The organism is Microbaculum marinisediminis, from assembly GCF_025397915.1.
Lineage (GTDB): Bacteria > Pseudomonadota > Alphaproteobacteria > Rhizobiales > Tepidamorphaceae > Microbaculum > Microbaculum marinisediminis.
Genome location: NZ_JALIDZ010000012.1, coordinates 149,205 through 175,551 on the forward strand (window position 1 = coordinate 149,205; position 26,347 = coordinate 175,551).

Consider the following 26,347-nt stretch of genomic DNA (forward strand, 5'->3'; position numbering starts at 1 on the left):
CTGTCGCGTTATAGCGAACGCGCGACGTTTGGATAGCCGCGTTGTGGACCGGCAGTGCTTGCCCGCGGCAAGGCACACGTCACGGGCTGCCGGTGTCTAGCGCGGGCGGAAAGCCGAAATGCCGGATCGCGCGGCACCGACGAACCAGCCCGGGTCGGCCGAACGGACGGCCGGCGATCCTACTCGAATTCCATGATCACCGCGTCGACGGCGAGGCTGTCGCCCTGGGCGGCGTGGACCTTGGAGACGGTCACGTCACGCTCCGCGCGCAGGACGTTCTCCATCTTCATCGCCTCGACGATGGCGAGCGTCTCGCCGGCCTTGACCTCCTGGCCTTCGGCGACGGCGATCGACACGACCAGCCCCGGCATCGGGCAAAGCAGCAGCCTGGAGGTGTCCGGCGGCTCCTTGATCGGCATCAGGGCGGCGAGCTCGGCTTCCCTCTCGGTGAAGACATCGGCCTCGAGCGATACCCCGCTATGGGCGAGCGCGTAGCCGGTCAGCGTTGGCTTGACCTGTACCGAGACGCCCTCGCCGTCGATGGTTCCGCTCCACACCGGCTTGCCCGGCACCCAATGGGAATGGACGTGCACAGGCTTGTCGTCCCCGTCTTCAAGGAAGGCGATGGAATAGTCGGGCATCTCACCGGAAACGGACAGATGCACCTCGCGCCCGTCGAGACGGACGATGCGCCGGTTCGGGAACCGGTAGCCCTCGCGGTTGAGCTGGCCGGTGATGGCCCGCCGGCGGGTGTTGTAGAGATGATCGACGCAGGTCGCGACCGCGCAGATCACGCGTTCGGCATGGCCCGAAGGCGAGCGCGGCTGGAAACCGTCGGGATATTCCTCCGCGATGAAGGCCGTCGACAGGTTGCCGGAGATCCAGCGCGGGTGCTCCATCAACGCCGACAGGAACGGAATGTTCTGCTGGATGCCCTCGATGTAGAAGGCGTCGAGTGCCCGGCTCATGTGCTCGATGGCGCTTTTGCGGTCCGGCCCGTGGGTCACCAGCTTGGCGATCATCGGGTCGTAGAACATCGAGATCTCGCCGCCTTCGTAGACGCCGGTGTCGTTGCGGATCGTCAGACCGTCATCGTCGGTGCCCTCCATCGGCGGCTGATAGCGCACCAGGCGGCCCGTCGAGGGCAGGAAGTTGCGGAACGGGTCCTCCGCGTAGACGCGGGACTCGATCGCCCAGCCGTTGAGCTTGATGTCGTCCTGGCCGAACGGCAGTTTCTCGCCCGCCGCGACCCGGATCATCTGCTCGACCAGATCGATGCCCGTGATCATCTCGGTCACGGGATGTTCGACCTGCAGGCGGGTGTTCATCTCCAGGAAGTAGAAGGACTTGTCCTGGCCGGCGACGAACTCGACGGTTCCCGCGGAGAAGTAGTCCACCGCCTTGGCCAGCGCGACCGCCTGCTCGCCCATCGCCTTGCGGGTCTTCTCGTCGAGAAGCGGGCTCGGTGCCTCCTCGACCACCTTCTGGTTGCGCCGCTGGATCGAGCATTCGCGCTCGCCCAGATAGACGACGTTGCCGTGCTTGTCGCCGATCAGCTGGATCTCGACGTGGCGCGGGTTCTCGATGAATTTCTCGATGAACACGCGGTCGTCGCCGAACGAGGACTTCGCCTCGGATTTCGCGCGGGTGAAGCCTTCGGCCACCTCGTCGGCCGAATAGGCGACGCGCATGCCCTTGCCGCCACCGCCTGCCGACGCCTTGATCATCACCGGATAGCCGATCTCGTCGGCGATCCTGACGGCTTCCTTCTCGTCCTCGATCACACCGAGATAGCCCGGCACGGTCGAAACACCGGCGGCGTCGGCGGCCTTCTTGGATTCGATCTTGTCGCCCATCGCCTCGATGGCGCCGACCGGCGGGCCGATGAAGGCGATGCCGGCCTTGTCCAGCGCCTCGGCGAACTTCGAATTCTCCGACAGAAAGCCGTAGCCCGGATGCACCGCTTCCGCGCCCGTCTGCCGACAGGCGTCGAGGATCTTGTCGATGATCAGATAGGACTCCGCGGCCGGCGGCGGGCCGATATGCACCGCCTCGTCGGCCATCTCGACGTGCAGCGCGTCCTTGTCGGCATCCGAATAAACCGCGACGGTCGCGATGCCCATCTTCCGGGCGGTCTTGATAACCCGGCAGGCGATCTCGCCGCGGTTGGCGATCAGGATCTTGGAGAACATCTTCTGTGGGAGTCCCTCGGATTTGCGTGGTCCGGCCGCGCGCTAGTCTGTATGGCCCCCGTCTTTTAATCGTGCCGGGCGCGCCCGTAAATGCTCCTAACCGGGTATCAGGCCCGGCTGGAGGCCGCTGATCCAGTAGACCGCGACAGCAACACCCACCGCCAGGGCCATCGCGGCGGCGAAACGCACGGAAAATGCCCGTGTTCCGGCAATCGCTCCCATTACCGCCTTGGAGAAGGAGTTGGAGAAGCTGACGACCAGGATGGCCAGCACGGCGGTATCCATCGGCATTTCCCCGCCCGCGTGCCGGGACATCGACAGCGTGATCGCGTCGACATCGGCCAGTCCGGCCGCCGCAGCAAGCCAGACCGCGCTGTCGGGTCCGAACCACGCCCGCAGGGCCGCCGCCAGCAGCATGACGATGCCCAGCAGCGCGGCGAACCGCAGAACGAAGCGCAGATCGAAGGGATTGCCGAGATCCGGAGAGGCGTCCGCGTCGTGCGGATCGATCTGATGATTGGCGAGCACGAGCCCGATGCCGCCGGATACCAGGGCTGCGGCGACCATCGGCATCACAAGCTCCGCGAACAGCGCCGGTTGGATCACCGTCGCAACACCCAGGATACGCAGGAACATCACCGCGCCGGCCACCGCCGCTCCGCCGGCCAGCAGCGCGCTTCGACCGCCGTCGTCACTGGAGCGCCGCGCCAGGTCGAGCGTCACCGCGGTGGAGGCGACCAGTCCTCCCGCCGCGCCCGCGATCAGCACGCCGCGCTTCTCGCCGACCATGCGGATCACCACGTAGCCCGCGAACGAAACGGCAGCGATGAGCACCGCCATCAGCCAGATCTCGTAAGGGTTCAGCGCCTGGAACGGCCCGTAGCCGCGGTCGGGCAGGATCGGCAGTGCCACGAAGGTCATGGCCAGCAAAACGACGGCCGAGCGGATCTCCGGCCAGGTCAGGCGGTTCAGCCAGCCGTGCAGCATGCTCTTGAACGCCAGAAGGGTGGCGGTCGCGACCCCGCCAGCGGCGGCTACCGTCATGTTGCCGAGAACAGCATAGGCGCCGAGCACGAAGACCAGCATGGCGGCGACCACCGCGGTGACGCTGTAATCGTTCTCCGCCTGCCCCTCACGCCACTTGTAGGCGGCGAAGACGGCGCTGAAGGCGACGAAGATCAGGCCGACCGCGATTTCGCTGATTTCCCGTCCGATCAGCCCTGCGATCCCGCCGAGAAGACCGCTCAGCGCGAAGGTCCTCAGGCCCGCCGTCCGGCTGCCCTCCGCGCCGGCGCGCTCCTTCCAGCCGCGCTCGACGCCGACGAGGAAGCCGATCGCGAGTGCAAGGCCCAGACGCTGGAAAAGTTCGAAAAGATCCATATCTGTTCCGAAACCGTTTTGGCGGATCATAATCTCAGATCGCCGGGCGGTCAGTGATATTGAGCGATTTGCCGGAAACACTGGTTCCCGAGCCATGGATTGGTGTAGGCAAAGCGCCTTCAACTCAATTGGACGCCAATTCATGCCCAACGACACCCCGACCGTCGGCATCGTCAGCCTCGGCTGCCCCAAGGCACTGGTCGATTCGGAGCGCATCCTGACCAAACTGCGCTCGCAAGGCTACGCCGTCTCGCCCGACTACGACGGCGCCGACGTCGTCATCGTCAACACCTGCGGCTTCCTCGATTCCGCCAAGGAGGAATCGCTGGAAGCGATCGGCGAAGCGATCGCCGAGAACGGCAGGGTGATCGTCACCGGCTGCTTGGGCGTCGAGGAATCCCGTATCCGCGATCAGTTCCCGGACGTCCTGTCCGTCACCGGCCCGCACCAGTACGAGGCGGTCGTCGGCGCGGTGAACGAGGCGGTGCCCCCCAGGCACGATCCCTTCGTCGACCTCGTTCCGCCGGAAGGGCTTCGCCTGACCCCGCGCCACTACGCGTATCTTAAGATTTCCGAGGGCTGCAACAACCGCTGCACCTTCTGCATCATCCCGCAGATCCGCGGCGACCTGGTCTCGCGCCCGGCCGACCGCGTGCTGATGGAAGCCGAGAAGCTGGTCAAGGCCGGCGTGAAGGAGCTGCTGGTGATCAGCCAGGACACCTCGGCCTACGGCGTGGACCTAAAGTACGAAGAGAGAAAATACAAGGAACGCACTGTAAAGACGAGATTTTTCGACCTATCAAAGGAATTGGGCGAACTCGGCGTCTGGGTCCGGATGCACTACGTGTATCCCTATCCGCACGTCGACGAGGTGATCCCGCTGATGGCCGACGGCAAGGTGCTGCCCTACCTCGATATCCCCTTCCAGCACGCCAGCCCGAACGTGCTGAAGGCGATGCGGCGCCCGGCCCACGCCGAGAAGACGCTAGAGCGCATCCGCCGCTGGCGCGACATCTGCCCGGACCTCGCCATCCGCTCGACCTTCATCGTCGGCTTTCCGGGAGAGACGGACGAGGATTTCGAGAGCCTGCTCGACTTCGTCGCGGACGCGGATATCGATCGCGTCGGCTGTTTCCGCTACGAGCCGGTCGAGGGCGCGAAGTCGAACGAACTGCCCGGCGCGGTGCCCGACGACGTCACCGAGGAGCGCTGGGCGGCGCTGATGGAAGCGGCGCAGGAGGTGAGCGCCGCGCGACTTCAAACCAAGGTCGGCCGCGAGATCGACGTCATCATCGATTCAGTCGACGGCGACGGCGCCACCGGCCGCACGGTCTGGGACGCACCGGAAATCGACGGCTCGGTCTTCATCCCGCACGAGGATGACCTCACACCCGGCGACATCGTCCGCGCACGGGTGGTGAAGGCCAGCGAATACGACCTGGAAGCCGATCTGGCGTGACCATCCACCGCCCCCCGTCGGCAAGCTTTTGATGCCGTGATCGGCTAGGGTCGCCTCCGATTCGCGGATATGGAGGCGGAATTGATGGAAACCGTATCGACCAATCGGGCGTTCGAGGGCGTTCAGGGCGTCTACCGACACGAATCCGCGACCTGCGGCTGCCCGATGACCTTCGCCGTCTACGTGCCGCCACAGGCCAAGGACGGCCCCTGCCCGGTCCTCTGGTACCTGTCCGGCCTCACCTGCACCCACGCCAACGTGATGGAGAAGGGCGAGTACCGGAAGGCCGCGGCCGAGCATGGCGTCATCATCGTCTGCCCCGACACCTCGCCGCGCGGAGAGACGATCGCCAACGACGAAGCCTACGACCTCGGTCAGGGCGCCGGCTTCTACGTCGATGCGACCGAGGCCCCGTGGGCGCCGCATTTCAAGATGTACAGCTATGTCACCGAGGAATTGCCGGCGCTGATCGCGGCAAACTTTCCGGCGGACATGAACCGGCAGGCGATCTTCGGCCATTCCATGGGCGGCCACGGCGCCCTCACGGTCGCGCTGAAGAACCCGGGAACCTATCGCTCGGTCTCCGCCTTCGCCCCGATCACCAATCCGATCGCCGTCCCCTGGGGCCAGAAGGCGCTTGCCGCCTATCTCGGGCCCGATCAGTCAGCCTGGCGCGCCTATGACGCCACCGCCCTCGTTGAGGACGGCAGCAAAGTTCCGGAAATCCTTGTCGATCAAGGAGATACGGACAATTTCCTCAGCCAGCAGCTCGATCCGGCAGCCTTCAAGACGGCCTGCGAGACCGCCGGCATCGCCCTCACGCTCAACATGCGGCCGGGCTACGACCACTCGTACTATTTCATCTCGACCTTCATGGCCGACCACATCGCCTGGCACGCGGAGCGTCTGACCAAGGGCTGATCGGCCCACAACATCCCGCCGTCACAGCGGGATGTTGTCGTGCTTCTTCCAGGGGTTCTCGAGGTGCTTGTTGCGCAGCATGTCGAGCGCGCGGGCGATCCGCTTGCGCGTCGAATGCGGCATGATCACCTCGTCGATATAACCCCGCTCGGCGGCAACGAACGGATTGGCGAAGCGGTCTGTGTACTCGTCGATCCGCTTGGCGATCTTGTCGGGATCGCCGAGCTCGGAACGGTACAGGATCTCGGCCGCGCCCTTCGGGCCCATCACCGCGATCTCGGCGGTCGGCCAGGCGTAGTTCACGTCGCCGCGCAGGTGCTTCGACGCCATGACGTCGTAGGCGCCGCCATAGGCCTTGCGAGTGATGACGGTGACCTTCGGCACGGTGGCCTCCGCATAGGCGAACAGCAGCTTGGCGCCGTGCTTGATCAGGCCGCCATATTCCTGCGCGGTTCCGGGCAGGAAGCCCGGCACGTCGACGAAGGTGACGATCGGGATCGAGAAGCAGTCGCAGAAGCGCACGAAGCGGGCGGCTTTCCGGGAAGCATCCGAATCGAGAACGCCGGCGAGCACCATCGGCTGGTTGGCGACGAAGCCGACGGTGGAGCCGCCGATTCGGCCGAACCCGGTGACCATGTTCTTGGCGAAGGCTTCCTGGATCTCGAAGAAATCGCCCTCGTCGGCGACCTTCATGATCAGTTCCTTGATATCGTAGGGCTTGTTCGGATTGTCCGGGATCAGCGTGTCGAGCGAGTCCTCGATCCGTGCCGCATCGTCGAAGCTCGGCAGCTCCGGCACGCCCTCCTCGTTGTTGGCCGGCAGGAAGTCCATCAGCCGGCGCATCTGGATGAGCGCGGCGACGTCGTTGTCGTAGGCGCCATCGGCGATCGAGGACTTGACCGTGTGGATGCTCGCCCCACCCAGCTGTTCGGCCGTCACCGTCTCGTTGGTGACCGTCTTCACCACGTCCGGTCCGGTCACGAACATATAGCTCGTGTCGCGCACCATGAAGATGAAGTCGGTCATTGCCGGCGAATAGACGTCGCCACCCGCGCACGGCCCCATGATCACGGAAATCTGCGGGATGACGCCGGAGGCGAGCACGTTGCGCTGGAACACCTCGCCATAGCCGCCGAGTGCGGCCACGCCCTCCTGGATGCGTGCGCCGCCGGCGTCGAACAGGCCGATGATCGGCGCCCTGTTCTTCAGCGCCATGTCCTGGATCTTGGTGATCTTCTGGGCGTGCGTCTCCGACAGCGAGCCACCGAAGACCGTGAAGTCCTTGGCGAAGACGAAGACGGTGCGACCGTTGATCGTGCCCCACCCGGTCACTACGCCATCGCCCGGGATCTTGGTCTCCTCCATCCCGAAATCGGTGCAGCGATGCTCGATGAACATGTCGTACTCCTCGAAGGAGCCTTCATCGAGCAGGAGCGCCAGCCGCTCGCGCGCCGTCAGCTTGCCGCGTTTGTGCTGGGCCTCGATGCGTGCGGTGCCACCGCCGACCTGCGCGACCGCGCGCCTGGACTCGAGCTGTTCGAGTATCGCCTTCATGACTGGACGGATCCCGTTTCGTTTTCTCGGGATGGGTCAATAGCATGGGTATCGGCCGACGGGGAGTCGGCAAAGTCCCGTCAATTTTCCGGGCTACACCTTGCCGTGCAGAGCGGGCGGACCGATATATTCAGGTTCACGAATATGAAATGCCACCACCCGCGAAAGGAGCACACTCATGAGCGACTACCACTTCTCCCGCGCCGTCGACATGTCCTTCGAGGACGCGATAGCCGCCGTCACGGCCTCGCTTGCCCGGCACGGCTTCGGCGTGCTCACCGAGATCGACGTGACCGCGACGCTCAAGAAGAAGCTCGATGCCGACTTCAAGCCCTATCGTATTCTGGGCGCCTGCAGCCCGTCGCACGCCTACAGAGCGCTCCAGGCCGAAGACAAGATCGGCACCATGTTGCCCTGCAATGTCATCGTCCAGCAGCACACCGACGGCACGGTGGAGGTTTCGGCGATCGATCCCATCGCCTCGATGCAGGCGATCGAGAACCCGGCGCTCGGCGAGGTGGCTGTCGAGGTGCAGGCGAAGCTGCGCGAGGTGATCGACGATATCGAAAGCGCCGCCGCAGCGGCCTGATCGCCGGTCCGATCTCCAGCCTGATCGTCCGACAGTGGCTACGGCCGCCGTGCCAGGCGCGCGGCGGCCTCCAGCTCGCGCCAGTTGCGGCCGCGCCGCTTCATCGCCTCCTCGTCCTCGCCCCACTGGCTGATCTGCCAGTCCTCGTCGACAAGGGAGGCGGCCCACGCCTCTTCCGGCGACAGGCGCCCGTGAACCACCGCGAGCGCGATCACCAGCGATCCCGTCAGCGACGTCATCACGTGCACGCCGGTCAGCGTGAATGCGTCGAATTCCGCCAGGTGCGCCAGCGCCGCGTCCAGCGTCTCGGGCGGCTGGGCGACATGGATCACCCCGGCGGCCAGGTTGAACTTCAGTCCAAGATCGCTCCTCGCCCACTCGACGAGCGGGTCCCAGACCTCGGTCTGTCGGGCGACCAGCCCTTCCGGATCTTCAGCGCGGTAGCACAGCAGATCGCTCTCCGCGAAGCGGGCCGCATCCTGCGCCACGGCTTCCATCGTCTCCGCAACGCCATCGATCGCCGTGTTGACGAGCCGGGTCATCGGCATCGCGGCCGGATCGATGACATCTTCGACCGCGTCCCATTCCGCTGCGATCGCCTCGGCAAGCGCACGGTCCGGCAGAACCGGAAGGCGCTTCTTGGGCGTGCGCAGCGGCCGCTCGTCGAGGCGAACGAACCAGCCGCCCTCGCCTTCGGCGACATCGGCGGTCTTGTAGAAACGCTTCGGCAGGGCCGCGCGCGCGGCCTCCTGCGCCTTTGCCATAGAGTTGTCTTGCACGGTCTCGTCGCTCATGCGGCGATTTCGGATGCCGCCCAACGCCGTTCCAGCCACGGCGGCAGGTCGTCGAAGCGCGTCAGTACGATCTCCGCACCCGCTTCGGGCAGCGTCTGCGGTGCATGATAGCCCCAACTCACGCCGACGGCACCCGTGCCGGCAGAGCGGGCCATCATCATGTCGTAGGTCGTGTCGCCGATTACGACCGTGTGGGCGGCATCCGCCCCGGTCGCCGACAGCGCCTGCAGGACCATCGCCGGATGCGGCTTGGACGGTGCGTCGTCGGCGGTCTGGATCGTCACGAAACAGTCGAGCAGACCGTGCCCGCCAAGCACCGCGTCGACCCCGCGGCGGGATTTTCCCGTGACGATGCCGAGCAGCGTATCGTCACGGCTGGCCAGCGCCGTCACGACCTCGCGGGCGCCGGGATAGAGCGGCTCCAGCACACCGTCCTGGCGCCGGCTCTGAAACTGCTCGCGATAGGACACGGCGACCTCCGCCGCGCGATCGGCCTGGTCGCCGAGCAGCGTCGCGATCGCCTGCTCCAGCGACAGGCCGACGATTGCGAGCACCGCATCGCGCGAGGGCGCGGCAATTCCATGCATTGCGAATGCGGCATGCATGGTGGAAACGATGATGTTCTGGCTGTCGACGAGCGTGCCGTCACAGTCGAAGAGGATCAGGCGCATGTACGAACTCAGGGATTCGCCGGTGTGGGTACCGGCCGGTTGACCAGATAGATGCCGGCCGCGACCAGCACGAGGGCGACGCCGAGTTTCCAGCTGATCGGCTCGCCAAGCAGCAATCCGCTCAATAGCACGCCGGCAACCGGTGTCAGAAAGGTGAAAGAGGTGAGCCGCGCCGCCGGATAGTTCCGGATGAGCCAGAACCAGACCAGGAACGTGGTCGAGACCACGATGACCACCTGAAAGGCGAGCGCGCCGACGACAAGCGGCGTGACATCCCGTATCAGGGCACCGAAGAGCGGCGCGAGCGGGGTCAGCACCACCGCGGCCACGACAAGCTGGTAGAGCAGCACCTTCTCCGGTTTGGCGAAACGCAGCTTCGTCGTCTTGATCACGATCGTCGTCGACGCCCAGAGGATCGCCGCCGCGATGCACATGAGATCGCCGATCCAGGCATCCGGCGACGGCAGGCTGAGCCTGTCTGAAAACACGAACGCCACACCGGAGAACGCCAGCACCAGGCCAATGAAGCCCAGAGCGCTCATCCGCTCGCCTGGCACGAACAGGTGCGCGCCGAGCGCGACGAAGAACGGCATCGTGTAGGTGAACACCACGCTGCGCGATGCGCTCGTATAGTCGAGCGCGGTCTGGATGAAGGCGAACTCCGCACCGAACAGAAGCCCCGCGATGATGCCCGGTATCAGGGTCCCGTCGGCGCCGAACAGCGGAATCCGCCGGAAAAGGCACCAGCCGAATATGACGACGGCGGCCAGCGCGAACCGCAGGCCGGCCACGAAAACCGGCTGGAAGCCCTGGTTGACCACCTTCATCGAGACGTAGTTCAGGCCCCAGACCAGGCACAGGATCACGACCAGCGTCGTCGCCACCGCGTCGAGCCGGTCGTGTACCCGGTAGTCGTCGGCCGTGGTGGATTGCGCCGCCATCGTTCAGTCCTCGCCCCCGTCGCCCGTCACGCGATTGACCTGGAAGCCGAGGACGGCGAACGTTCTCGTCATGTGTTCAGGCAGGGGCGCCGTAACGTCGACAGTCTTGCCGGTCGCGGGGTGCGGAAAGGCAATGCGGCGCGCATGCAGATGCAGGCGGTTTTCGATGGCGTCCGGCAATTCCCGGTCGTCGCCATACTTGTCGTCCCCGATGATCGGATGGCCGAGCATGGCCATGTGCGCGCGCAACTGGTGCTGCCGGCCGGTCACCGGCTTCAGCGACATCCACGAGAACTTCTGCGCGGCATGGTCGACCACCGAGAAATGCGTGACGGCCTTCTGCGCCTCGTCGTGCTCGCCCGGGCGCGCCGCGCGCACGCGGTCGCCATCCGGCGTCGCCGCCTTGATAAGCGCCGCGTCGACCTTGCCCTGCGGCGGCTTGGGAAGGCCGCGCACCACCGCCCAGTAGATCTTGCGCACCGAGCGGGTCTGGAACATGCGGCCCATCTTGGCCGCTGCCTGCCGCTTCTTCGCGACGACCAGCACGCCCGAGGTGTCACGGTCGAGGCGATGCACCAGCCGCGGACGCGTATCGGCATCCTCGCCAAGGCCGGCGAGCAGTCCGTCGATATGCCGCGTCGTCTTGGTGCCGCCCTGCACCGCGATGCCGGACGGCTTGTTCAGGATCAGGAGGTCGTCGTCCTCGTAGAGCGTGATCGACTCGAGGAAATCCCGATCGGCCGCCGACAGGCCCGGTTTCGGACGCGGCCGACGCTCGTCGCCCGACGGCACCGGCGGGACACGTATTTCCTGGCCCTCGCTCAACCGATCGGCGGCCTTGGCGCGGGCGCCGTCGACGCGCACCTGACCGGTGCGCAGCAGCTTCTGCAGATAGCCCTGCGTGACCTGCGGGAAATGGTGCCGGAACCAGCGATCGAGGCGCATCCCGTCCTCGTCGCTGCCGACATGCAGACGCTGGACGCCACTCACGGTTCGAGTCCCCGCATCACCCAGAGGCCGAAGAACACCGCCAGGATCGACAGCAGCACCGAGCCGGCGACGTAGCCGAACGCCGTCATCGTCGCGCCGCGCTGCCACAGCACGGCGACATCCAGCGAGAAGGCGGAAAACGTCGTGAAGCCGCCGAGGATCCCCGTGGCCAGGAACAGGCGAATGCCCTGCCCGCCTCCCACCGGCATCCATTTCACCAGCCCGCCGATCAGGAGCCCCATCGCGAAGGACCCGACGATATTGACGATCAGCGTGCCCCACGGAAACGACGGCCCGAGCAGCTTCAGCGCCATCTGGTTCACCAGATGGCGGCCGCCAGCGCCGATCGCGCCGCCGCCGGCGACGATCAGCAGATGTGCAAGATGAACCGGCATGAAAACCCTCGGACTATCACGCTTGCGCGCTCGTCTTGGATTGGCCCGTTCCGCCGGCAAGGTCAAGGAATTCACGGGACAACCATTCATAAATTCCCAGGGGCTATGTTTACCCTCCGATCAGCCGTTGCTCGCGGACGCACAGTCACACCGGTAGTTTCCCCTTGGGGGTGACAGCCGATTGGGCCGTGCGAACGCAGCGCGTCGGGTCGTCGATGAAACCGGTCGAGAAAGGCTGCTTCCATGAACTACGCGCCCACGCGGGATTTTTCGAGCGGTACGACCGCTTTTGCCCGAGTTCAGGTCGCGACGACCCGGGATATCGAGTCGCTCGAGGCCGCCTGGCGCCAGTTCGAGACCACCGCCGTCTGCCACGTCTTCCAGACCTACGAGGTCCTGTCCGCCTGGTGCCGGCACGTCGCGCCCAAAGAGAATATCGAGCCGGTCTTCGTGACCGGAACGGGCGAAGACGGCCGCCTCCTGTATCTGCTGCCGCTCGGCACACGGCGAAAGCTCGCCAGCCGCACCGTCGAGTGGCTGGGCGGCGACCAGGCGGACTATCATGGCGGCCTGTTCGACGAGGCCTATCTGCGCCACCTCGCCGGGGACAGATCGGCCTTCGACGCCTTCATGACCGGCTTCGTCGAGGCGATCGGCGGCGCCGATGTCCTGCATTTCGCCAAGATGCCCACCGACCTGCGCGGCACGGCGAATCCGTTCCTGCAGCTTCGCACCTACCCCAACGCCAACGGCGCCCATGCGACGCGGCTGGAACCGGACTGGAACACCTACTACGAATCGAAGCGCGGAAAGGGATGGCGCCGGACCGACCGATCCAAGGAACGCCAGCTTTCCGAACACGGTGAGCTATCGTTCGTCATCGCCGAGGACCGCGCGACCGCCGACGCGATCCTCGACGCGATATTCGCGCAGAAGCGCGAAGGGCTCGCGCGCATCGGCGTCGACGACATGTTCGCGCCGCCCGGCGTGGCCGATTTCTATCGCCAGCTCGCGCACGGCAGCGTGGATCCCGATAGCGTCGTCCAGCTCTCCGCGCTCTATTGCGGCGACCGCATCGCGGCGGCGAATTTCGGCCTCGTCTTCGCCGACACCTACTATTACGTCCTGCACAGCTACGATCTCGACACCTTCGCCAGGTACTCGCCGGGCCGACAGCTCATGTACCGGCTGATGCAGTGGAGCTTCGACAAGGAGCTCGCGCTGTTCGACTTCACGATCGGTGACGAGGGCTACAAGGACAACTGGTGCGAAGTACCGATCGAACTCGTCGATTCGGCCGTCGCGTTGACCAGTGCCGGCGCGGCCACGTCCGGCGCCTTCCGGCTGTGGCAGCGCACCAAGCGCGGCATCAAGCAGAACGACAGGCTGTGGTCCGCCGTCGTCGAAACCCGAAAGGCGCTGCTGAACCTGCGCCGCGGCGACAGCGCCTAGCGCCTGTTTCGGCACTAGCCGCCGATACCTACGAGAAACTCCTCGATCGTTTTTTCGAGTCCGGGCCAGTCGGTCAGCTCGTAGTCGCGGCTGGTGTCGGTCGGCTGTCCGTGCCGCAGGGCGATGTATTTCATCGCCCACCGCTTGAAGAAATCATATTCCGTGTACTTGAACGCACCGGCGACATGCTCGACACGCGCCGGTGCCCATCCGGTCGCGCGCAGAAACCGGTCCGTGCAGCGCGCGACATCGCTCAGGTCGCTTTCATCACCGGCCGCCGCCAGCGAGATCGACAGAAACAGCGTCGGCAGCGCGGCCAGCCGGTCGCGATTCGCCTTGATGACGTGCTGAACGGCCGACTGGTAATGCCCGACATGGACCGAGGCGGCGACGATCACCGCGTCGACCGGCGGGATCTCGAAGTCGGATGCCACATCAGCCGCATCGACGACAACTGCCATGTGCCCGGCGTCTTCGACGCGGTCCGCGACGAAATGGGCGATCTTGCGTGTCTGGCCTTCAGTCGTTCCGTAGAAAATGAGGACTCGCATGCGTGTGGCCCGGGTCTTCGAGGAATGGACGTCCGGGCAAGTAAACACCGGAATTCGACGGTTTTGCGAGCGGCCCGCGCGCACTCAACCTTCAGGTTCGCGGCCCCGCGAGCCAAGGCGAAGGCGACGGGCGCTATTCCTCGTCGCCCGCCTCCCGCGTGCGCCGGCGTTTCGCCCAGTAGTCGAGACGCTTGCGGATTTCCCGCTCGAAGCCGCGCTCGGGCGGATCGTAGAACGCCTGACGTTCCATTTCCTCCGGGAAATAGTCCTGCCCCGAGAACGCATCGGCCGAGTCGTGGTCGTATTCGTACCCGTCCCCGTAACCTTCCGACCTCATCAGCTTGGTCGGCGCGTTGAGGATATGCTTGGGCGGTGTCAGTGACCCATATTCCCGCGCGGCGCGACGGGCAGCGCCGAACGCCTTGTACGCGGCATTCGATTTCGGCGCGGTCGCCATGTAGATCACGGCCTGCGCGATCGCCAGTTCGCCTTCCGGACTGCCGAGAAAGTCGTAGGCGTCCTTTGCGGCATTGGCCTGCACGAGCGCCTGCGGATCGGCAAGCCCGATATCCTCGACGCTCATCCGGACCACGCGTCGCGCGATAAAGAGGGGGTCCTCACCGGCGGCGAACATGCGCGCGAGATAATACAGCGCCGCGTCCGGGTCGGACCCGCGTACCGACTTGTGCAGGGCGGAAATGAGATTGTAGTGGCCGTCCTGGCCCTTGTCGTAGATCGGCGCGCGGCGCTGCACGACCTCCGTCAGGCCGGCGATATCGAACATGTCGTCCTGCGATGACGCCCGGTAGAGGTCTTCGGCCAGCGTCAGCGACGCCCGTCCGTCGCCGTCGGCCATGCCGATCAGCGCCTCGCGCGCTTCAGGCGTCACTGGCAGCCGTCTGCCCTCGATTTCCTCGGCCCGCGCCAGCAGCTCTCCGATCCCGGCGGCGTCGAGCCGACGGAACACCAGAACCTGGGCGCGCGACAGAAGCGCGGCGTTGAGCTCGAAGGACGGGTTTTCGGTCGTCGCCCCGATCAGCACCACCGTGCCGTCCTCCATCACCGGCAGGAAGCTGTCCTGCTGGGCCCGGTTGAACCGATGGATCTCGTCGACGAAGAGCAACGTGCCCTGCCCCATCGTCCGGCGCTGGCGCGCCGCCTCGAACACCTTCTTGAGGTCCTGGACACCGGAGAAGATCGCCGAAAGCTGTTCGAAGGCCAGATTTGTCTCGCCCGCCAGCAGCCGTGCAACGGTCGTCTTGCCCGTGCCCGGCGGTCCCCAGAGAATCAGCGAGCCGAGGCCGCCAGACCTCAGCATCCGGGTCAGCGCCCCCTCGGATCCGACCAGATGATCCTGGCCGACGACATCCGACAAGGTCTTCGGGCGCAGGCGATCAGCGAGCGGACGAGGCAGGTCGCGCTCCATGCCGGCGGCTTCGAACAGAGTACTCATCGCAATCCCGGGCTGCTCATGAAATCTCGGAAAACCAAGGGCTTACCTATCATGCCGTTCTAAATGTGGCACGCATTCGATCCAGGCAAGCCGACTGCGAGCCTCGCTCCTGCGAAGCCACCGTTGCCCGACGTGTGACCCGCGACACACGCAGTTGGGCTTTTTTGGTGCGATCTTCAATTCGCGCTTGCGCGATAATGAATCCATTATTTACATTCATTTTCGTGAATACGAATACGGTCGTGGCCGGTCCGTGTTCGTCCCGGCTCCCGCACCAATCACCAAAAAATCCGGCCGGTATGGGGGAATCACGTGACGTCCATTTCAAGGCTCATTCGGATAGCGCCAGTCTTCGCGATGGCATCGGCAGTTGCGGTTATTCCCCAGGCGGAAGCAACCGAAGGCCAATTCGCGCTCGGCTACGGCGTCGCCCAACGCAGCACCGGCGGGGCCGGTGTCGCACAGGCCACGGACGCGATGTCGGCGGCGATCAACCCGGCCACGGCGGCAGACATCGGACGTGAATTCCAGGTCGGGATCGAGTTCTTCGCGCCGTTCCGCGGTTACGAGGCGAGCGGAACCATACTCGTCGCCCCCGGCGACGTCCGCAGCGACCGGAACCTCTTCTTCATCCCCAACCTGGCCTACAACCACCCGATCGACGAGAACTCGGCGATCAACTTTTCCATCTATGGCAATGGCGGCCAGAACACCGATTATGGCGACGTCCTGAACCTTGCGCCCGGCTGCGGCGGCTTTTCTCCGGGCGTCTTCTGCGGCGGCAAGGCCGGGGTCGACTTGATGCAGGTCTTCATCTCGGCGACCTACGCCTACGACTTCGGCAATGTGGCTATCGGCATCGCGCCGACACTCGCCGTCCAGTCCTTCGAGGCCACGGGTCTCGGGGTCTTTGCCCCCTTCTCGTCCAATCCTCTCGCCCTCACCAACAACGGCCATGAAATGTCGTTGGGCGGCGGCCTGCGTGCCGGCGTTCTCGTCGATGTGACCGAAAATGTCCGCATTGGCCTGTCCGGCCAGACCAAGATGTGGATGCAGAAATTCGACAGCTACGCGGGCCTGTTCGCCAATCAGGGCGAATTCGACATCCCGCCGTCAGTTTCCGCGGGGATCGCCGTCGATGTCGTCGACGACCTGACGCTGATGTTCGACTATCAGCGCATCTTCTACACGGACGTCGACGCGATCGGGAATCCGTTCTTTCCCGCCCCCCTCGGTTCCAGCGACGGACCGGGCTTCGGCTGGGATGACGTCGACGTCTTCAAGGTGGGCGTCGAATGGCGCCAGAACGAGCGTTTCACCTGGCGCGGCGGCTACGCCTTCGCCACCAATCCGATCGGCTCCGACGACGTCACGCTGAACGTAATCGCGCCGGGCCTCGTCGAGCACCACCTGACCGGCGGCGGCAACATCAGGATCACCGAGCGCGATTCGATCGACTTCGGCCTTCTCTACGCCTTCTCGAACTCGGTCACCGGCCCTGAAGTCACCCCGTTCGGCGTGACCCCGGGCTCGTCGATCGAGATCGAGATGCACCAGTTCAGTGCCTCGGTCGGCTGGAAGCGGACGTTCTGATATCCGGGCGCAGGCCGGCCCCGCCCGCCAGGCCCGCCGGCCCGCCGCGCTCCCCTATCCGCCGAATACCGAGGTGACCATGCGTCCGTCGCGCACGATCGTGACCTTCCAGGCGCGACGGCGCTCCTTGACATAACCGTCGAGCTGTTCGCTGGTTTCGATGGTTTCGCCGTTGATCTCGTGGATCGTGTCGCCGACCCGGAAACCGACCCGCTGGGCCGGCGACCCGCGCTGGATCGACACCACGACGACGCCGGTCGCCTCGCTGTCGAGCGACAATTCGTCCGCAACCGCCGGAGACAGGTTGGCGACGCGGATCCCGGTCAGCGGCGACGGCCCGTCGAGATCGCGTGCGTCGCGCGCCGGCTCCTCGGGCGGCGCGATCAGCGCCACCTTGATCGTCCGCGTCTCGCCACGACTGATCACATCAAGGGTCGTCTCCGTATCGACGCCACGCGTCGCGATGCGGTAGCGGAACGCATTCGGGTCGAGAACCTCGTTGCCCTGGACGGCGACGATCACGTCGCCGGTTTTCAGCCCGGCTTCCGCCGCGGGGCCTTCCGGATGCAGGTTGGCGACCAGAACCCCGACGGGGCGGTCCATGCCGAGGCTGTCGGCGATATCCGGCGTCACCTCCTGCACGCTGGCGCCGAACCACGGCCGCTTAAGACCGCCGCCGCTCTGCGCGCCGGCAACGACGAGCCGCACCATATTGGCCGGGATGGCGAATCCGATGCCGTGCGATCCGCCGGAGCGCGAATAGATGGCCGTGTTGATGCCGACCACCCGGCCCTGCATGTCGAGCAGCGCGCCGCCCGAATTGCCGGGATTGATGGGAGCATCGGTCTGGATGAAGAAGCCGTAGTCGGACACGCCGACCTGGGTGCGCGCCAGCGCCGAGACGATGCCGCTCGTCACGGTCTGGCCGACGCCGAACGGATCGCCGATCGCCAGCACGATATCGCCGACCTCCAGCGCATCGGAATCGGCGAACGCGAGCGCGGGAAACGGCTTGTCGCCCTCGATCTTCAGAACCGCCAGATCGGTCCGCTCGTCCTTGAGCACGACCTCCGCCTCGAATTCCCTGCGGTCCGACAGCGCCACCTTGACCTCGTCGGCGCCGTCGATCACGTGCGCGTTCGTCACCACGAAACCGGACGGATCGACGATCACGCCGGAGCCGAGCGATTTCTGGACCCGCTCGCGCTGACCGAACGCGTCAGGCCCGCCGAAGAACCGCCGGAAGAACGGATCGTTGAAGAAGGGCGGCATGTTCGATTGACGAACCACGCGGCTCGAATAGACGTTGACCACCGCCGGCGCCGCCTGCTTGACGATCGGCGCATAGGAATAGGTGATGGCCGCCTCGCTATCGGGAACCACCTTCGTCTGGGCGGAGGCCGGGAGGGCACCGAAAAGCGCGGCGACGGCAGCAACAAAGAGGGTTCGGATCATCGGGTGCTCGTTCATGAAGCCAATATAGGTGGCGGTTAGGCGAAAAGAACGGCGGCAGCATGACCGGTTGGCACATCCGGTCAACCGCCATGACTATCCGTTCAGCGCATCGAGGAAGGTGCGGCCGAACGCCTCGAGCTTGGCGGCCCCGACGCCGCGCACCCGCGCCATGTCGTCGAGCGAGCGGGGATGCGTGACGACCATCTCTTCCAATGTACGGTCGGGAAAGACGACATAGGCGGGAACGCCCTGTTCGGCAGCGATTTCACGCCTTAGCGCCTTCAGGCGAACCAGAAGCTCCGTTTCCGGTCCGTTCAGTCGCCGTTCCGGCGCGCTGCCGCGTTTGCTCCGGCGCGACTTGCCGGGGCTCGGCAACCGGATCAAAAATTCCTGATTACCGCTCAACACGGCTTCCGCCTTCTCGCCGAGCATCAGGGATCCGAAGGCGCCGGTTTCCGCGTGCAGCGCGCGGGCGGCGACGAGCTGCCGCAGGATCGAGCGCCACTCGGCCTTCTTGCGGCTGGAACCGGCGGCGAACAGCGGCAGCGAATCGTGCCCGCGCGACAGCACCATGTCGTTCGTCTCGCCGGTGAGCAGCGATACGATGTAGGCGGCGCCGTAGCGCTCGCCGGTCGTCCGCACGAGATCGATGGCCAGCCGCGCCACATCACGCCCGTCGGCGAGCGCCGGCGGATCGAGGCAGATGTCGCAGTTGCCGCAGGCCTGCGAGCTCTCGCCGAAATAGGCAAGCAGCGCCACCCGGCGGCAGCTGGTCGCCTCGCAGAATCCGATCAGGGCATCGAGCCGCAACGCGTCGACGCGCCGGCGTTCCGGCTCGCAGTCGGCCTCGTCGATGAACCGCCGGCGCGTGCGCACGTCCTCGAGCCCGTACAGCATGTAGGCGTCGGCCGGCTCGCCGTCGCGCCCCGCCCGGCCGATCTCCTGATAGTACGCTTCGAGACTCGAGGGGACGTCGCCGTGCACGACGAAACGCACGTCCGACTTGTCGATCCCCATGCCGAACGCGACGGTCGCCACCATGACGATCCCGGGCTCGGCGAGGAAGGCTTCCTGGTTCGCCGCGCGGTCCGCAGGCGGCATCCCGGCATGATAGGCAAGCGCCCGAATTCCGGCCGCCGACAGCGCCGCGGCGGTATCCTCGACCTTCTTGCGCGATATCCGATAGACGATGCCGCTCTGTCCGCCCCGTGATTTGACGAACCGCTCGATTTCGGCCCCGGCCCGCGTCTTGTCGGCGACCGTGATGGAAATATTGGGGCGGTCGAAGCCGGACACGAACACCGAAACGTCACCGCCGAAGAGCTTTTCGGAAATGTCGTCTCGCGTCGACCGGTCTGCGGTCGCCGTCAGGGCAATGATGGGCACACCCGGAAACGCCTCGCGCAGCGCCCCCAGCATGAGATATTCGGCCCGAAAACTGTGCCCCCACTGGGAAATGCAATGGGCCTCGTCGACCGCGATCAGTCCGAGCGAAAACTTCGTCAGTGCCGCCTGCATGCGCGGCGTCATCAACCGCTCCGGCGACATGTAGAGCAGACTCACCTCGCCGCGCGTCACGCGCCGCCAGATCTCGACATTCTCTTCGCGCGACTTGCCGGAATGGATTGCCTCGGCTTTCTGGCCGGAAAGCTTCAGGGCGGCGACCTGATCGTCCATCAGCGCGATCAGCGGCGATACGACGATGCTCAACCCGCCCTTCACCAGCGCGGGAAGCTGAAAGCACAGCGACTTGCCGGCGCCGGTCGGCATCACCGCAAGCACGTTGCGGCCGCTCAGGACCGCATCGACGATCTCCTCCTGCCTCGACCGGAAGGTCGAGAAACCGAAGGCATCCTCCAGAACGCGGTATTTGTCGGGATGATCGGGCGAAACCATCCTGTTCCTATAGGGCGCGCCCGCCGATTCGCCGACCGCGGTTATGTCCCCACGAACCGTAGGAACGAAAAAGGGGCCCGAAGGCCCCTTGAAACTCTGTCGCGGCTGCGAGGCGTCTTACGCCACCTCGCCTTCCTCGGCGACTTCCGCCTCGTGCCGGGCACGATCCTCGGCGCCCTTGGCGCTCTCGTCGCGATCCACCAGCTCGATCACCGCAACCGGCGCGGCGTCGCCGTGCCGGAACCCGGCCTTCAGCACCCGGCTGTAGCCGCCGGCGCGATCCTTGTAGCGCTCCGCCAGCGTGTCGAAGAGCTTGGAGACCGCCTCCTTGTCACCGATCTGGCTGACCGCCTGGCGGCGCGCGTGCAGGTCACCGCGCTTGCCGAGCGTGACCAGCTTGTCGATGATCGGCTTCAGTTCCTTTGCCTTCGGCAACGTCGTGACGATCTGCTCATGGCGGATCAGCGACGCGGCCATGTTGGCGAACATCGCCTTGCGGTGGCTCGCCGTACGATTCAACTTGCGGCCGGTCTTGCCGTGACGCATGGCACTCTCCTCGAATTCGTCGCAGACGCGTTACCCGCGTCTCAGTAATGATCCTCGTAGCGCTTGGCCAGCTCTTCGATATTCTCCGGCGGCCAATTCGCCACTTCCATGCCCAGGTGCAGCCCCATCTGGGCCAGCACTTCTTTGATCTCGTTCAGCGACTTGCGGCCGAAGTTCGGGGTCCGGAGCATCTCCGCCTCCGACTTCTGGATCAGGTCGCCGATATAGACGATGTTGTCGTTCTTCAGGCAGTTGGCCGAGCGGACCGAAAGCTCCAGCTCGTCGACCTTCTTGAGCAGCGCCGGATTGAAGGCGAGCTCCGGAACCATCTCCTCGACGACCTCGGCCTTCGGCTCCTCGAAGGTGATGAAGACGTTGAGCTGGTCCTGCAGGATGCGCGCCGCATAGGCAAGCGCGTCTTCCGGCTTCACCGAGCCGTCCGTCTCGATCTCCATCGTCAGCTTGTCGTAGTCGAGGATCTGCCCTTCACGGGTGTTCTCGACACGGTAGGAGACGCGGCGAACCGGGCTGTAGAGGCTGTCGACCGGGATAAGCCCGATCGGTGCGTCTTCCGGACGGTTGCGGTCGGCGGCAACATAGCCCTTGCCGGTATTGACCGTGAACTCGATGCGGATTTCCGCGCCTTCGTCGAGCGTGCACAGGACGAGATCCGGGTTGAGCACCTCGATATCGCCGACCGTCTGGATGTCGCCGGCGGTCACCTGCCCGGGTCCCTGCTTCTTCAGCACCATGCGCTTGGGGCCTTCGCCCTGCATGCCCACCGACACGTCCTTGATGTTCAGGACGACGTCGGTCACATCCTCGCGCACGCCGGGGATCGACGAGAACTCATGCAGCACGCCGTCAATCTGGACCGACGTCACGGCCGCGCCCTGGAGCGACGACAGCAGCACCCGCCTGAGTGCGTTGCCGAGGGTCGTACCGAAACCGCGCTCGAGCGGCTCGGCCACGATGACAGCCAGGCGCTTCGGGTCGGAACCCGGAAGCACTTCGAGCTTGTTCGGCTTGATCAGCTCTTGCCAGTTCTTCTCAATCACGGTCGAACCTCGTTGGATTGCTCTCAATCCGCGCGAACGAAACCGCCATTCCATCCGCAGCGTATCCGGCGAACGGGACGGTCCCGTCGCCGGCGAAAATCGTCAGACCCGGCGGCGCTTGCGCGGGCGGCAGCCGTTATGCGGGATCGGCGTAACGTCACGAATAGCGGTAATCGTGAAGCCTGCGGCCTGAAGCGCGCGAAGCGCGGATTCACGGCCCGACCCCGGACCGCGAACTTCGACTTCAAGCGTACGCATGCCGTGCTCGGCAGCCTTCTTGGCCGCGTCTTCCGCCGCCATCTGCGCAGCGAAGGGCGTCGACTTCCGCGATCCCTTGAACCCCATCGTCCCGGCCGACGACCACGAAATGGCGTTGCCCTGGGCGTCGGTGATGGTGATCATCGTATTGTTAAACGACGCGCTTACATGAGCCACGCCGGAGGTGATGTTCTTGCGCTCACGGCGACGAACGCGCGTGGTGTCTCTGGCCATCGTATACTGTCCTTCTTATAAGCGTCGCGGCTGGAAGCCGATTACTTCTTCTTGCCCGCGATCGCCTTGGCCGGGCCCTTCCGGGTCCGCGCGTTGGTGTGCGTACGCTGACCGCGTACCGGCAGACCGCGCCGGTGCCGCAGGCCGCGATAGCAACCCAGGTCCATCAGCCGCTTGATGTTCATCGCCACGTCGCGGCGCAGATCGCCTTCGACGAGATAGTCACGGTCGATCGCTTCGCGAATCTGCAGGACTTCCGCGTCCGAGAGTTCGTTGACCCGCCGCTCAGGCGGAATACTGACCTTCTCGCAGATTTCCTTGGCCTTGGCGGGTCCAATGCCATGAATATACCGCAACGCGATTTCAACGCGTTTGTTGGTCGGAATGTTGACGCCTGCAATTCGAGCCACGATCTTCGCTCCAATTCCGTCCGGCCCAGCCGGCCGGTTTCTCGATCACTTAAGGTCTGACTTTAACACAACGCAGATACGGGCGCCCCGGCCCAGCTTCAGACCGGATGACACCCCTCGGCTCTATTCCTTGCGGATAGTCGCCGCTGGATATCGTATCGCTATGTGTTTCGTCAACCTCTGCCTAACAATTCCGGATCTGCTCACGCAGCTTCCAGAACAGAAATGATATCCTCCGATACGCGGTCGACATCGGCCATGCCGTCCACCGATCGAAGCATGTTCTTCGCCCCGTAATGGGCAATCAGAGGCGCGGTCCGCTCGTGATAGACATCGAGCCGCTTCTTCAGCGCATCCGCATTGTCGTCCGCCCGCGGTCCACCGACGGTTTCCTTGGCCCGCTTTTCGATGCGATCGATCAGGACCGAATCGTCGACCGACAACTGGACAACGGCATCGAGCTTCATGTTCTTCTGCGCCAGCAGCTCATCCAGCGCGTCGGCCTGGGCGACGGTCCGCGGAAAACCGTCGAGAATGAAGCCGTTCTTGCAATCCGGCTCGTCGATCCGGTCGGAAATGATCTGCACGACCACATCGTCCGGCACGAGATCGCCGCGAGCGATCACATCCTTTGCGGCCAACCCGAGCGCCGTCTCCGCGGCGACGGCGGCGCGCAACATGTCCCCCGTCGAGAGCTGCGGAATCCCGAAGCGCTCGGAGATGCGCACAGCTTGAGTTCCCTTGCCGGCGCCTGGCGGGCCGAGAAGTATCAGTCTCATCGGTTGCGACGCCCCCCTCGCAAGCGAGATTTCTTGACGAGGCCCTCGTACTGATGCGCCAGCAGATGCCCCTGGACCTGCGAAACCGTGTCCATCGTTACCGACACCACGATCAGCAGTGACGTACCGCCGAAATAGAAGGGCACATTCCAGGCCGTTACCAGGAATTCGGGCAACAGGCAGACCAGCGTGAGGTAGATCGCACCGATGACCGTGATCCGGGTCAACACATAGTCGATGTACTGGGCCGTGCGCTCGCCCGGGCGGATACCCGGAATGAAGCCACCATGCTTTTTCAGGTTGTCGGCTGTATCGGCCGGATTGAAAACGACCGCCGTATAGAAGAAGGCGAAAAAGATGATCCCGACCGCGTAGAACAGCATGTACAGCGGCTGGCCGTGACCGAGCAGCGCGGTCACCGTGGTCAGCCACGCCGGCCCCTCGCCGCTCGAGAAGTTCGCTACCGTGATCGGCAGCAACAGCAGCGACGACGCGAAGATCGGCGGAATGACACCGGCGGTGTTCAGCTTCAGCGGCAGGTGCGAGGAATCGCCCTGGAACATCCGGTTGCCGACCTGGCGCTTGGGATACTGGATCAGAAGCCGGCGCTGAGCGCGCTCCACGAACACGATGAAGGCGATCACGGCAACCGCCATCACGAAGATGGCCAGGATGATGCCCGTCGACATGGCGCCCTGGCGGCCCAGTTCGAGCATGCCGGCGATCGCCGATGGCAGACCGGCCACGATACCGGCGAAAATGATCAGCGAAATGCCGTTGCCGACGCCGCGCTGGGTGATCTGTTCGCCCAGCCACATCAGGAACACCGTACCGCCGGTCAGCGTGATGACCGTCGTGAACCGGAAGAACATCCCCGGATCATTGACGACAGTGCCGGCCCCTTCGAGGCCGACCGCGATACCGTAGGCCTGGACCGCGGCGAGGAACACCGTGCCGTAGCGCGTGTACTGATTCAGCGTCTTCCGGCCCTGCTCACCCTCTTTCTTGAGCTGCTCCAGATGCGGCGAGACCGCGGTCAGGAGCTGCACGATAATCGAGGCCGAGATGTACGGCATGATATTGAGGGCGAAGATCGCCATCCGTTCGACGGCACCGCCGGCGAACATGTTGAACATGCCCAGAATGCCCGAAGACTGCTGCTGAAACATATCAGCGACCGCCTGCGGGTTGATCCCCGGAAGCGGGATATAGGTGCCGAGCCGATACACCAGCAGCGCACCAAGGGTGAACCAGATGCGCTGCTTCAGTTCGGTCGCTTTCGCAAGCGCGCCGAAATTCAGATTGGCTGCGAGTTGTTCAGCTGCTGACGCCATTTTCCCCTCCGCCGCAGGTTGCCCGGGTCAATATCGGCCGGGCACCGTTGGCGTTGCCTCAGCCTTGCTTGTCTTCGCTGGCCGCGGACGTCTTGGCCGCCGGCGTCTTCGCCTTGGAAGCCCGCTCCGCGGCCTTCTTCGACTTCGGTGGCTCGGCCGCCGCCTTCGGCGCCAGTGCGGCGATCTCGATGCTGCCGCCGGCCTTCTCGACCGCAGCGACCGCATTCTTCGAGGCGCCCTGCACCTGGAACGACACCTTGGCCGTTAGCTCGCCGCCGCCCAGCAGCCGCACGCCATCCTTGGTGCGCCGTGCGATCCCCGCCGCGACGAGGATCTCGCTGGTCACCGCCTGCTTGGCGTCGAGCTTGCCAGCATCGATCGCCGTCTGGATACGATCCAGGTTAACGACGGCGAACGACTTCGCTGAGATATTGTTGAACCCGCGCTTCGGCAAGCGCCGATGCAGCGGCATCTGGCCGCCCTCGAAGCCTTTGATGGCGACGCCGGACCGCGATTTCTGGCCCTTGTGACCGCGTCCCGCGGTCTTGCCGAGGCCGGAACCGATGCCGCGTCCCACGCGTTTGCGGGCATGCTTGGCGCCGGGACGGTCTGCGATCTCGTTGAGCTTCATTTTATCCGCTCTCTGTCGTTCAATTTTCCTCGACCACCCGGACCAGATGCTGGACCTTGGTGATCATGCCACGCACCGCCGGGGTATCTTCCAGCGTACGCCTCTTGTGCATCTTGTTGAGCCCGAGCCCGATCAGCGTCGCGCGCTGGTCACCCGGACGGCGAATCGGCGAGCCGATCTGCTCGACCGTAATCGTCTTTCCGCTTTTCTTGGCCATAAGACTGTCTCCTGGGCGCTGTCTCAGGCTTCCGCCGCAGCGTCGCCGACGGCGTCACGACGCCGCGACTGAAGGGCAGACACCTTGAGACCGCGACGAGCCGCAACCGAACGCGGGCTGTCCTCGGCCTTCAGCGCCTGGAACGTCGCGCGAACCATGTTGTACGGGTTCGACGACCCAAGCGACTTGGCGACGACGTCCTGCACACCGAGCGTCTCGAACACCGCGCGCATCGGGCCACCGGCGATGATACCGGTACCGGGAGGCGCGGCACGCAGAACCACGCGACCGGCGCCCCAGCGTCCGGCGACGTCGTGATGAAGCGTACGCCCCTCGCGCAGCGGCACGCGCACCATCGACCGCTTCGCGGCGTCAGTCGCCTTGCGGATCGCCTCCGGCACCTCGCGCGCCTTGCCGTGGCCGAAACCGACCCTGCCCTTCTGGTCGCCGACAACCACCAGCGCGGCGAACCCGAACCGGCGGCCGCCCTTGACGACCTTGGCGACACGATTGATGTGGACGAGCTTGTCCACGAATTCGCTGTCGCGCTCGCGATCTTCTCTTACCCGGCCTGCCACGTCTCTATTCCTCTTT

General features: G+C 65.1%; 26 protein-coding genes. 5 read left to right on the forward strand and 21 right to left on the reverse strand.

The window, feature by feature from the left end; genetic code table 11:
* Window positions 1-179: 179 nt before the first annotated feature.
* Both accC and MUB46_RS21665 read right to left on the reverse strand, forming a co-directional pair.
* Window positions 180-2,192 (reverse strand): acetyl-CoA carboxylase biotin carboxylase subunit, encoded by a 2,013-nt coding sequence (gene accC / locus MUB46_RS21660; protein ID WP_261618058.1) that lies wholly within the window; start codon window positions 2,190-2,192, stop codon window positions 180-182.
* Between the two features lie 96 nt (window positions 2,193-2,288).
* A complete protein-coding gene (locus MUB46_RS21665; RefSeq protein WP_261618059.1) occupies window positions 2,289-3,572 on the reverse strand; it encodes an MgtC/SapB family protein in 1,284 nt (427 codons plus the stop codon).
* 142 nt (window positions 3,573-3,714) lie between these two features.
* On the opposite strand from MUB46_RS21665, the gene rimO reads away from it, so the two are divergent.
* Both rimO and fghA read left to right on the forward strand, forming a co-directional pair.
* Window positions 3,715-5,031, forward strand: coding sequence for a 30S ribosomal protein S12 methylthiotransferase RimO (gene rimO / locus MUB46_RS21670; protein ID WP_261618060.1), 1,317 nt, complete (start codon window positions 3,715-3,717; stop codon window positions 5,029-5,031).
* An 84-nt stretch (window positions 5,032-5,115) separates the two neighbouring features.
* Entirely contained in the window at window positions 5,116-5,952 is an 837-nt protein-coding gene (fghA, locus tag MUB46_RS21675) for an S-formylglutathione hydrolase (RefSeq protein ID WP_261618061.1), read from the forward strand.
* A gap of 21 nt (window positions 5,953-5,973) precedes the next feature.
* On the opposite strand, the gene MUB46_RS21680 is transcribed toward fghA, so the two are convergent.
* Window positions 5,974-7,506 carry an acyl-CoA carboxylase subunit beta gene (locus MUB46_RS21680; protein WP_261618062.1) on the reverse strand — a complete coding sequence of 511 codons (1,533 nt, stop codon included), beginning with the start codon at window positions 7,504-7,506 and terminating at the stop codon, window positions 5,974-5,976.
* A gap of 178 nt (window positions 7,507-7,684) precedes the next feature.
* Between MUB46_RS21680 and MUB46_RS21685 the strand changes: the two genes are divergently transcribed.
* Window positions 7,685-8,095: a DUF302 domain-containing protein gene (locus MUB46_RS21685; protein WP_261618063.1), complete on the forward strand. Its 411-nt coding sequence runs from the start codon at window positions 7,685-7,687 to the stop codon at window positions 8,093-8,095.
* 38 nt (window positions 8,096-8,133) lie between these two features.
* Here the strand turns inward: MUB46_RS21685 and MUB46_RS21690 are convergent, their stop codons facing one another.
* The 5 genes from MUB46_RS21690 to crcB are packed head-to-tail and all read right to left on the reverse strand — an operon-like array spanning window position 8,134 to window position 11,886.
* Window positions 8,134-8,889: an ATP12 family chaperone protein gene (locus tag MUB46_RS21690; protein WP_261618064.1), complete on the reverse strand. Its 756-nt coding sequence runs from the start codon at window positions 8,887-8,889 to the stop codon at window positions 8,134-8,136.
* Window positions 8,886-9,560 (reverse strand): HAD-IA family hydrolase, encoded by a 675-nt coding sequence (locus MUB46_RS21695; protein ID WP_261618065.1) that lies wholly within the window; start codon window positions 9,558-9,560, stop codon window positions 8,886-8,888. Before MUB46_RS21695 ends, MUB46_RS21690 begins: the two co-directional genes overlap by 4 nt.
* Window positions 9,561-9,568: 8 nt before the next feature.
* A complete protein-coding gene (locus MUB46_RS21700) occupies window positions 9,569-10,501 on the reverse strand; it encodes a DMT family transporter (RefSeq protein ID WP_261618066.1) in 933 nt (310 codons plus the stop codon).
* Window positions 10,502-10,504: 3 nt separating this feature from the next.
* Complete coding sequence (locus MUB46_RS21705) at window positions 10,505-11,491, reverse strand: RluA family pseudouridine synthase (RefSeq protein ID WP_261618067.1); 987 nt, start codon at window positions 11,489-11,491, stop codon at window positions 10,505-10,507.
* On the reverse strand, window positions 11,488-11,886 hold the full coding sequence (crcB, locus tag MUB46_RS21710) for a fluoride efflux transporter CrcB (protein ID WP_261618068.1): 399 nt from the start codon (window positions 11,884-11,886) through the stop codon (window positions 11,488-11,490). The genes MUB46_RS21705 and crcB overlap by 4 nt, the downstream gene beginning before the upstream one ends.
* A 243-nt stretch (window positions 11,887-12,129) precedes the next feature.
* Between crcB and MUB46_RS21715 the strand changes: the two genes are divergently transcribed.
* A complete protein-coding gene (locus MUB46_RS21715; RefSeq protein WP_261618069.1) occupies window positions 12,130-13,338 on the forward strand; it encodes a GNAT family N-acetyltransferase in 1,209 nt (402 codons plus the stop codon).
* A 14-nt stretch (window positions 13,339-13,352) separates the two neighbouring features.
* On the opposite strand, the gene MUB46_RS21720 is transcribed toward MUB46_RS21715, so the two are convergent.
* Window positions 13,353-13,889 (reverse strand): flavodoxin domain-containing protein, encoded by a 537-nt coding sequence (locus MUB46_RS21720; RefSeq protein ID WP_261618070.1) that lies wholly within the window; start codon window positions 13,887-13,889, stop codon window positions 13,353-13,355.
* Window positions 13,890-14,022: 133 nt separating this feature from the next.
* A complete protein-coding gene (locus MUB46_RS21725) occupies window positions 14,023-15,342 on the reverse strand; it encodes a replication-associated recombination protein A (protein ID WP_261618071.1) in 1,320 nt (439 codons plus the stop codon).
* A 357-nt stretch (window positions 15,343-15,699) separates the two neighbouring features.
* On the opposite strand from MUB46_RS21725, the gene MUB46_RS21730 reads away from it, so the two are divergent.
* Window positions 15,700-16,935, forward strand: a complete 1,236-nt coding sequence (locus tag MUB46_RS21730; RefSeq protein WP_261618072.1) for an OmpP1/FadL family transporter — start codon at window positions 15,700-15,702, stop codon at window positions 16,933-16,935.
* A 54-nt stretch (window positions 16,936-16,989) separates the two neighbouring features.
* Here the strand turns inward: MUB46_RS21730 and MUB46_RS21735 are convergent, their stop codons facing one another.
* From MUB46_RS21735 to rpsE, 11 genes are all read right to left on the reverse strand, one after another.
* A complete protein-coding gene (locus MUB46_RS21735) occupies window positions 16,990-18,390 on the reverse strand; it encodes a DegQ family serine endoprotease (RefSeq protein ID WP_261618073.1) in 1,401 nt (466 codons plus the stop codon).
* A gap of 93 nt (window positions 18,391-18,483) precedes the next feature.
* Window positions 18,484-20,286, reverse strand: a complete 1,803-nt coding sequence (gene recQ / locus MUB46_RS21740; protein WP_261618074.1) for a DNA helicase RecQ — start codon at window positions 20,284-20,286, stop codon at window positions 18,484-18,486.
* A 117-nt stretch (window positions 20,287-20,403) separates the two neighbouring features.
* On the reverse strand, window positions 20,404-20,832 hold the full coding sequence (gene rplQ, locus MUB46_RS21745) for a 50S ribosomal protein L17 (RefSeq protein WP_261618075.1): 429 nt from the start codon (window positions 20,830-20,832) through the stop codon (window positions 20,404-20,406).
* Window positions 20,833-20,873: 41 nt separating this feature from the next.
* Window positions 20,874-21,944 carry a DNA-directed RNA polymerase subunit alpha gene (locus MUB46_RS21750; RefSeq protein WP_261618076.1) on the reverse strand — a complete coding sequence of 357 codons (1,071 nt, stop codon included), beginning with the start codon at window positions 21,942-21,944 and terminating at the stop codon, window positions 20,874-20,876.
* 48 nt (window positions 21,945-21,992) lie between these two features.
* A complete protein-coding gene (gene rpsK / locus MUB46_RS21755; RefSeq protein ID WP_261618077.1) occupies window positions 21,993-22,382 on the reverse strand; it encodes a 30S ribosomal protein S11 in 390 nt (129 codons plus the stop codon).
* A 41-nt stretch (window positions 22,383-22,423) separates the two neighbouring features.
* The gene (gene rpsM, locus MUB46_RS21760; RefSeq protein ID WP_261618078.1) at window positions 22,424-22,792 is read right to left on the reverse strand and encodes a 30S ribosomal protein S13; all 369 of its coding nucleotides are present in this window, start codon (window positions 22,790-22,792) and stop codon (window positions 22,424-22,426) included.
* Between the two features lie 203 nt (window positions 22,793-22,995).
* Window positions 22,996-23,571, reverse strand: a complete 576-nt coding sequence (locus tag MUB46_RS21765) for an adenylate kinase (RefSeq protein ID WP_261618079.1) — start codon at window positions 23,569-23,571, stop codon at window positions 22,996-22,998.
* Complete coding sequence (secY, locus tag MUB46_RS21770) at window positions 23,568-24,905, reverse strand: preprotein translocase subunit SecY (RefSeq protein ID WP_261618080.1); 1,338 nt, start codon at window positions 24,903-24,905, stop codon at window positions 23,568-23,570. The genes MUB46_RS21765 and secY overlap by 4 nt, the downstream gene beginning before the upstream one ends.
* A 58-nt stretch (window positions 24,906-24,963) precedes the next feature.
* Window positions 24,964-25,536: a 50S ribosomal protein L15 gene (gene rplO, locus MUB46_RS21775; protein WP_261618081.1), complete on the reverse strand. Its 573-nt coding sequence runs from the start codon at window positions 25,534-25,536 to the stop codon at window positions 24,964-24,966.
* 19 nt (window positions 25,537-25,555) lie between these two features.
* Window positions 25,556-25,753, reverse strand: coding sequence for a 50S ribosomal protein L30 (gene rpmD / locus MUB46_RS21780; protein ID WP_261618082.1), 198 nt, complete (start codon window positions 25,751-25,753; stop codon window positions 25,556-25,558).
* A gap of 23 nt (window positions 25,754-25,776) precedes the next feature.
* Window positions 25,777-26,331: a 30S ribosomal protein S5 gene (gene rpsE, locus MUB46_RS21785; protein ID WP_261618083.1), complete on the reverse strand. Its 555-nt coding sequence runs from the start codon at window positions 26,329-26,331 to the stop codon at window positions 25,777-25,779.
* Window positions 26,332-26,347: the final 16 nt, after the last annotated feature.

Coding starts and splice junctions, on each gene's coding strand:
- MUB46_RS21690 (WP_261618064.1), bottom strand. CDS start 8,889: ATGAGCGACGAGACCGTGCAAGACAACTCTATGGCAAAGGCGCAGGAG.
- MUB46_RS21765 (WP_261618079.1), bottom strand. CDS start 23,571: ATGAGACTGATACTTCTCGGCCCGCCAGGCGCCGGCAAGGGAACTCAA.
- MUB46_RS21695 (WP_261618065.1), bottom strand. CDS start 9,560: ATGCGCCTGATCCTCTTCGACTGTGACGGCACGCTCGTCGACAGCCAG.
- rpmD (WP_261618082.1), bottom strand. CDS start 25,753: ATGGCCAAGAAAAGCGGAAAGACGATTACGGTCGAGCAGATCGGCTCG.
- accC (WP_261618058.1), bottom strand. CDS start 2,192: ATGTTCTCCAAGATCCTGATCGCCAACCGCGGCGAGATCGCCTGCCGG.
- rpsK (WP_261618077.1), bottom strand. CDS start 22,382: ATGGCCAGAGACACCACGCGCGTTCGTCGCCGTGAGCGCAAGAACATC.
- MUB46_RS21735 (WP_261618073.1), bottom strand. CDS start 18,390: ATGATCCGAACCCTCTTTGTTGCTGCCGTCGCCGCGCTTTTCGGTGCC.
- MUB46_RS21730 (WP_261618072.1), top strand. CDS start 15,700: ATGGCATCGGCAGTTGCGGTTATTCCCCAGGCGGAAGCAACCGAAGGC.
- rimO (WP_261618060.1), top strand. CDS start 3,715: ATGCCCAACGACACCCCGACCGTCGGCATCGTCAGCCTCGGCTGCCCC.
- rplO (WP_261618081.1), bottom strand. CDS start 25,536: ATGAAGCTCAACGAGATCGCAGACCGTCCCGGCGCCAAGCATGCCCGC.
- MUB46_RS21725 (WP_261618071.1), bottom strand. CDS start 15,342: ATGAGTACTCTGTTCGAAGCCGCCGGCATGGAGCGCGACCTGCCTCGT.
- MUB46_RS21700 (WP_261618066.1), bottom strand. CDS start 10,501: ATGGCGGCGCAATCCACCACGGCCGACGACTACCGGGTACACGACCGG.
- secY (WP_261618080.1), bottom strand. CDS start 24,905: ATGGCGTCAGCAGCTGAACAACTCGCAGCCAATCTGAATTTCGGCGCG.
- MUB46_RS21750 (WP_261618076.1), bottom strand. CDS start 21,944: ATGGAATGGCGGTTTCGTTCGCGCGGATTGAGAGCAATCCAACGAGGT.
- crcB (WP_261618068.1), bottom strand. CDS start 11,886: ATGCCGGTTCATCTTGCACATCTGCTGATCGTCGCCGGCGGCGGCGCG.
- fghA (WP_261618061.1), top strand. CDS start 5,116: ATGGAAACCGTATCGACCAATCGGGCGTTCGAGGGCGTTCAGGGCGTC.
- MUB46_RS21720 (WP_261618070.1), bottom strand. CDS start 13,889: ATGCGAGTCCTCATTTTCTACGGAACGACTGAAGGCCAGACACGCAAG.
- rplQ (WP_261618075.1), bottom strand. CDS start 20,832: ATGCGTCACGGCAAGACCGGCCGCAAGTTGAATCGTACGGCGAGCCAC.
- MUB46_RS21680 (WP_261618062.1), bottom strand. CDS start 7,506: ATGAAGGCGATACTCGAACAGCTCGAGTCCAGGCGCGCGGTCGCGCAG.
- recQ (WP_261618074.1), bottom strand. CDS start 20,286: ATGGTTTCGCCCGATCATCCCGACAAATACCGCGTTCTGGAGGATGCC.
- MUB46_RS21665 (WP_261618059.1), bottom strand. CDS start 3,572: ATGGATCTTTTCGAACTTTTCCAGCGTCTGGGCCTTGCACTCGCGATC.
- MUB46_RS21685 (WP_261618063.1), top strand. CDS start 7,685: ATGAGCGACTACCACTTCTCCCGCGCCGTCGACATGTCCTTCGAGGAC.
- MUB46_RS21715 (WP_261618069.1), top strand. CDS start 12,130: ATGAACTACGCGCCCACGCGGGATTTTTCGAGCGGTACGACCGCTTTT.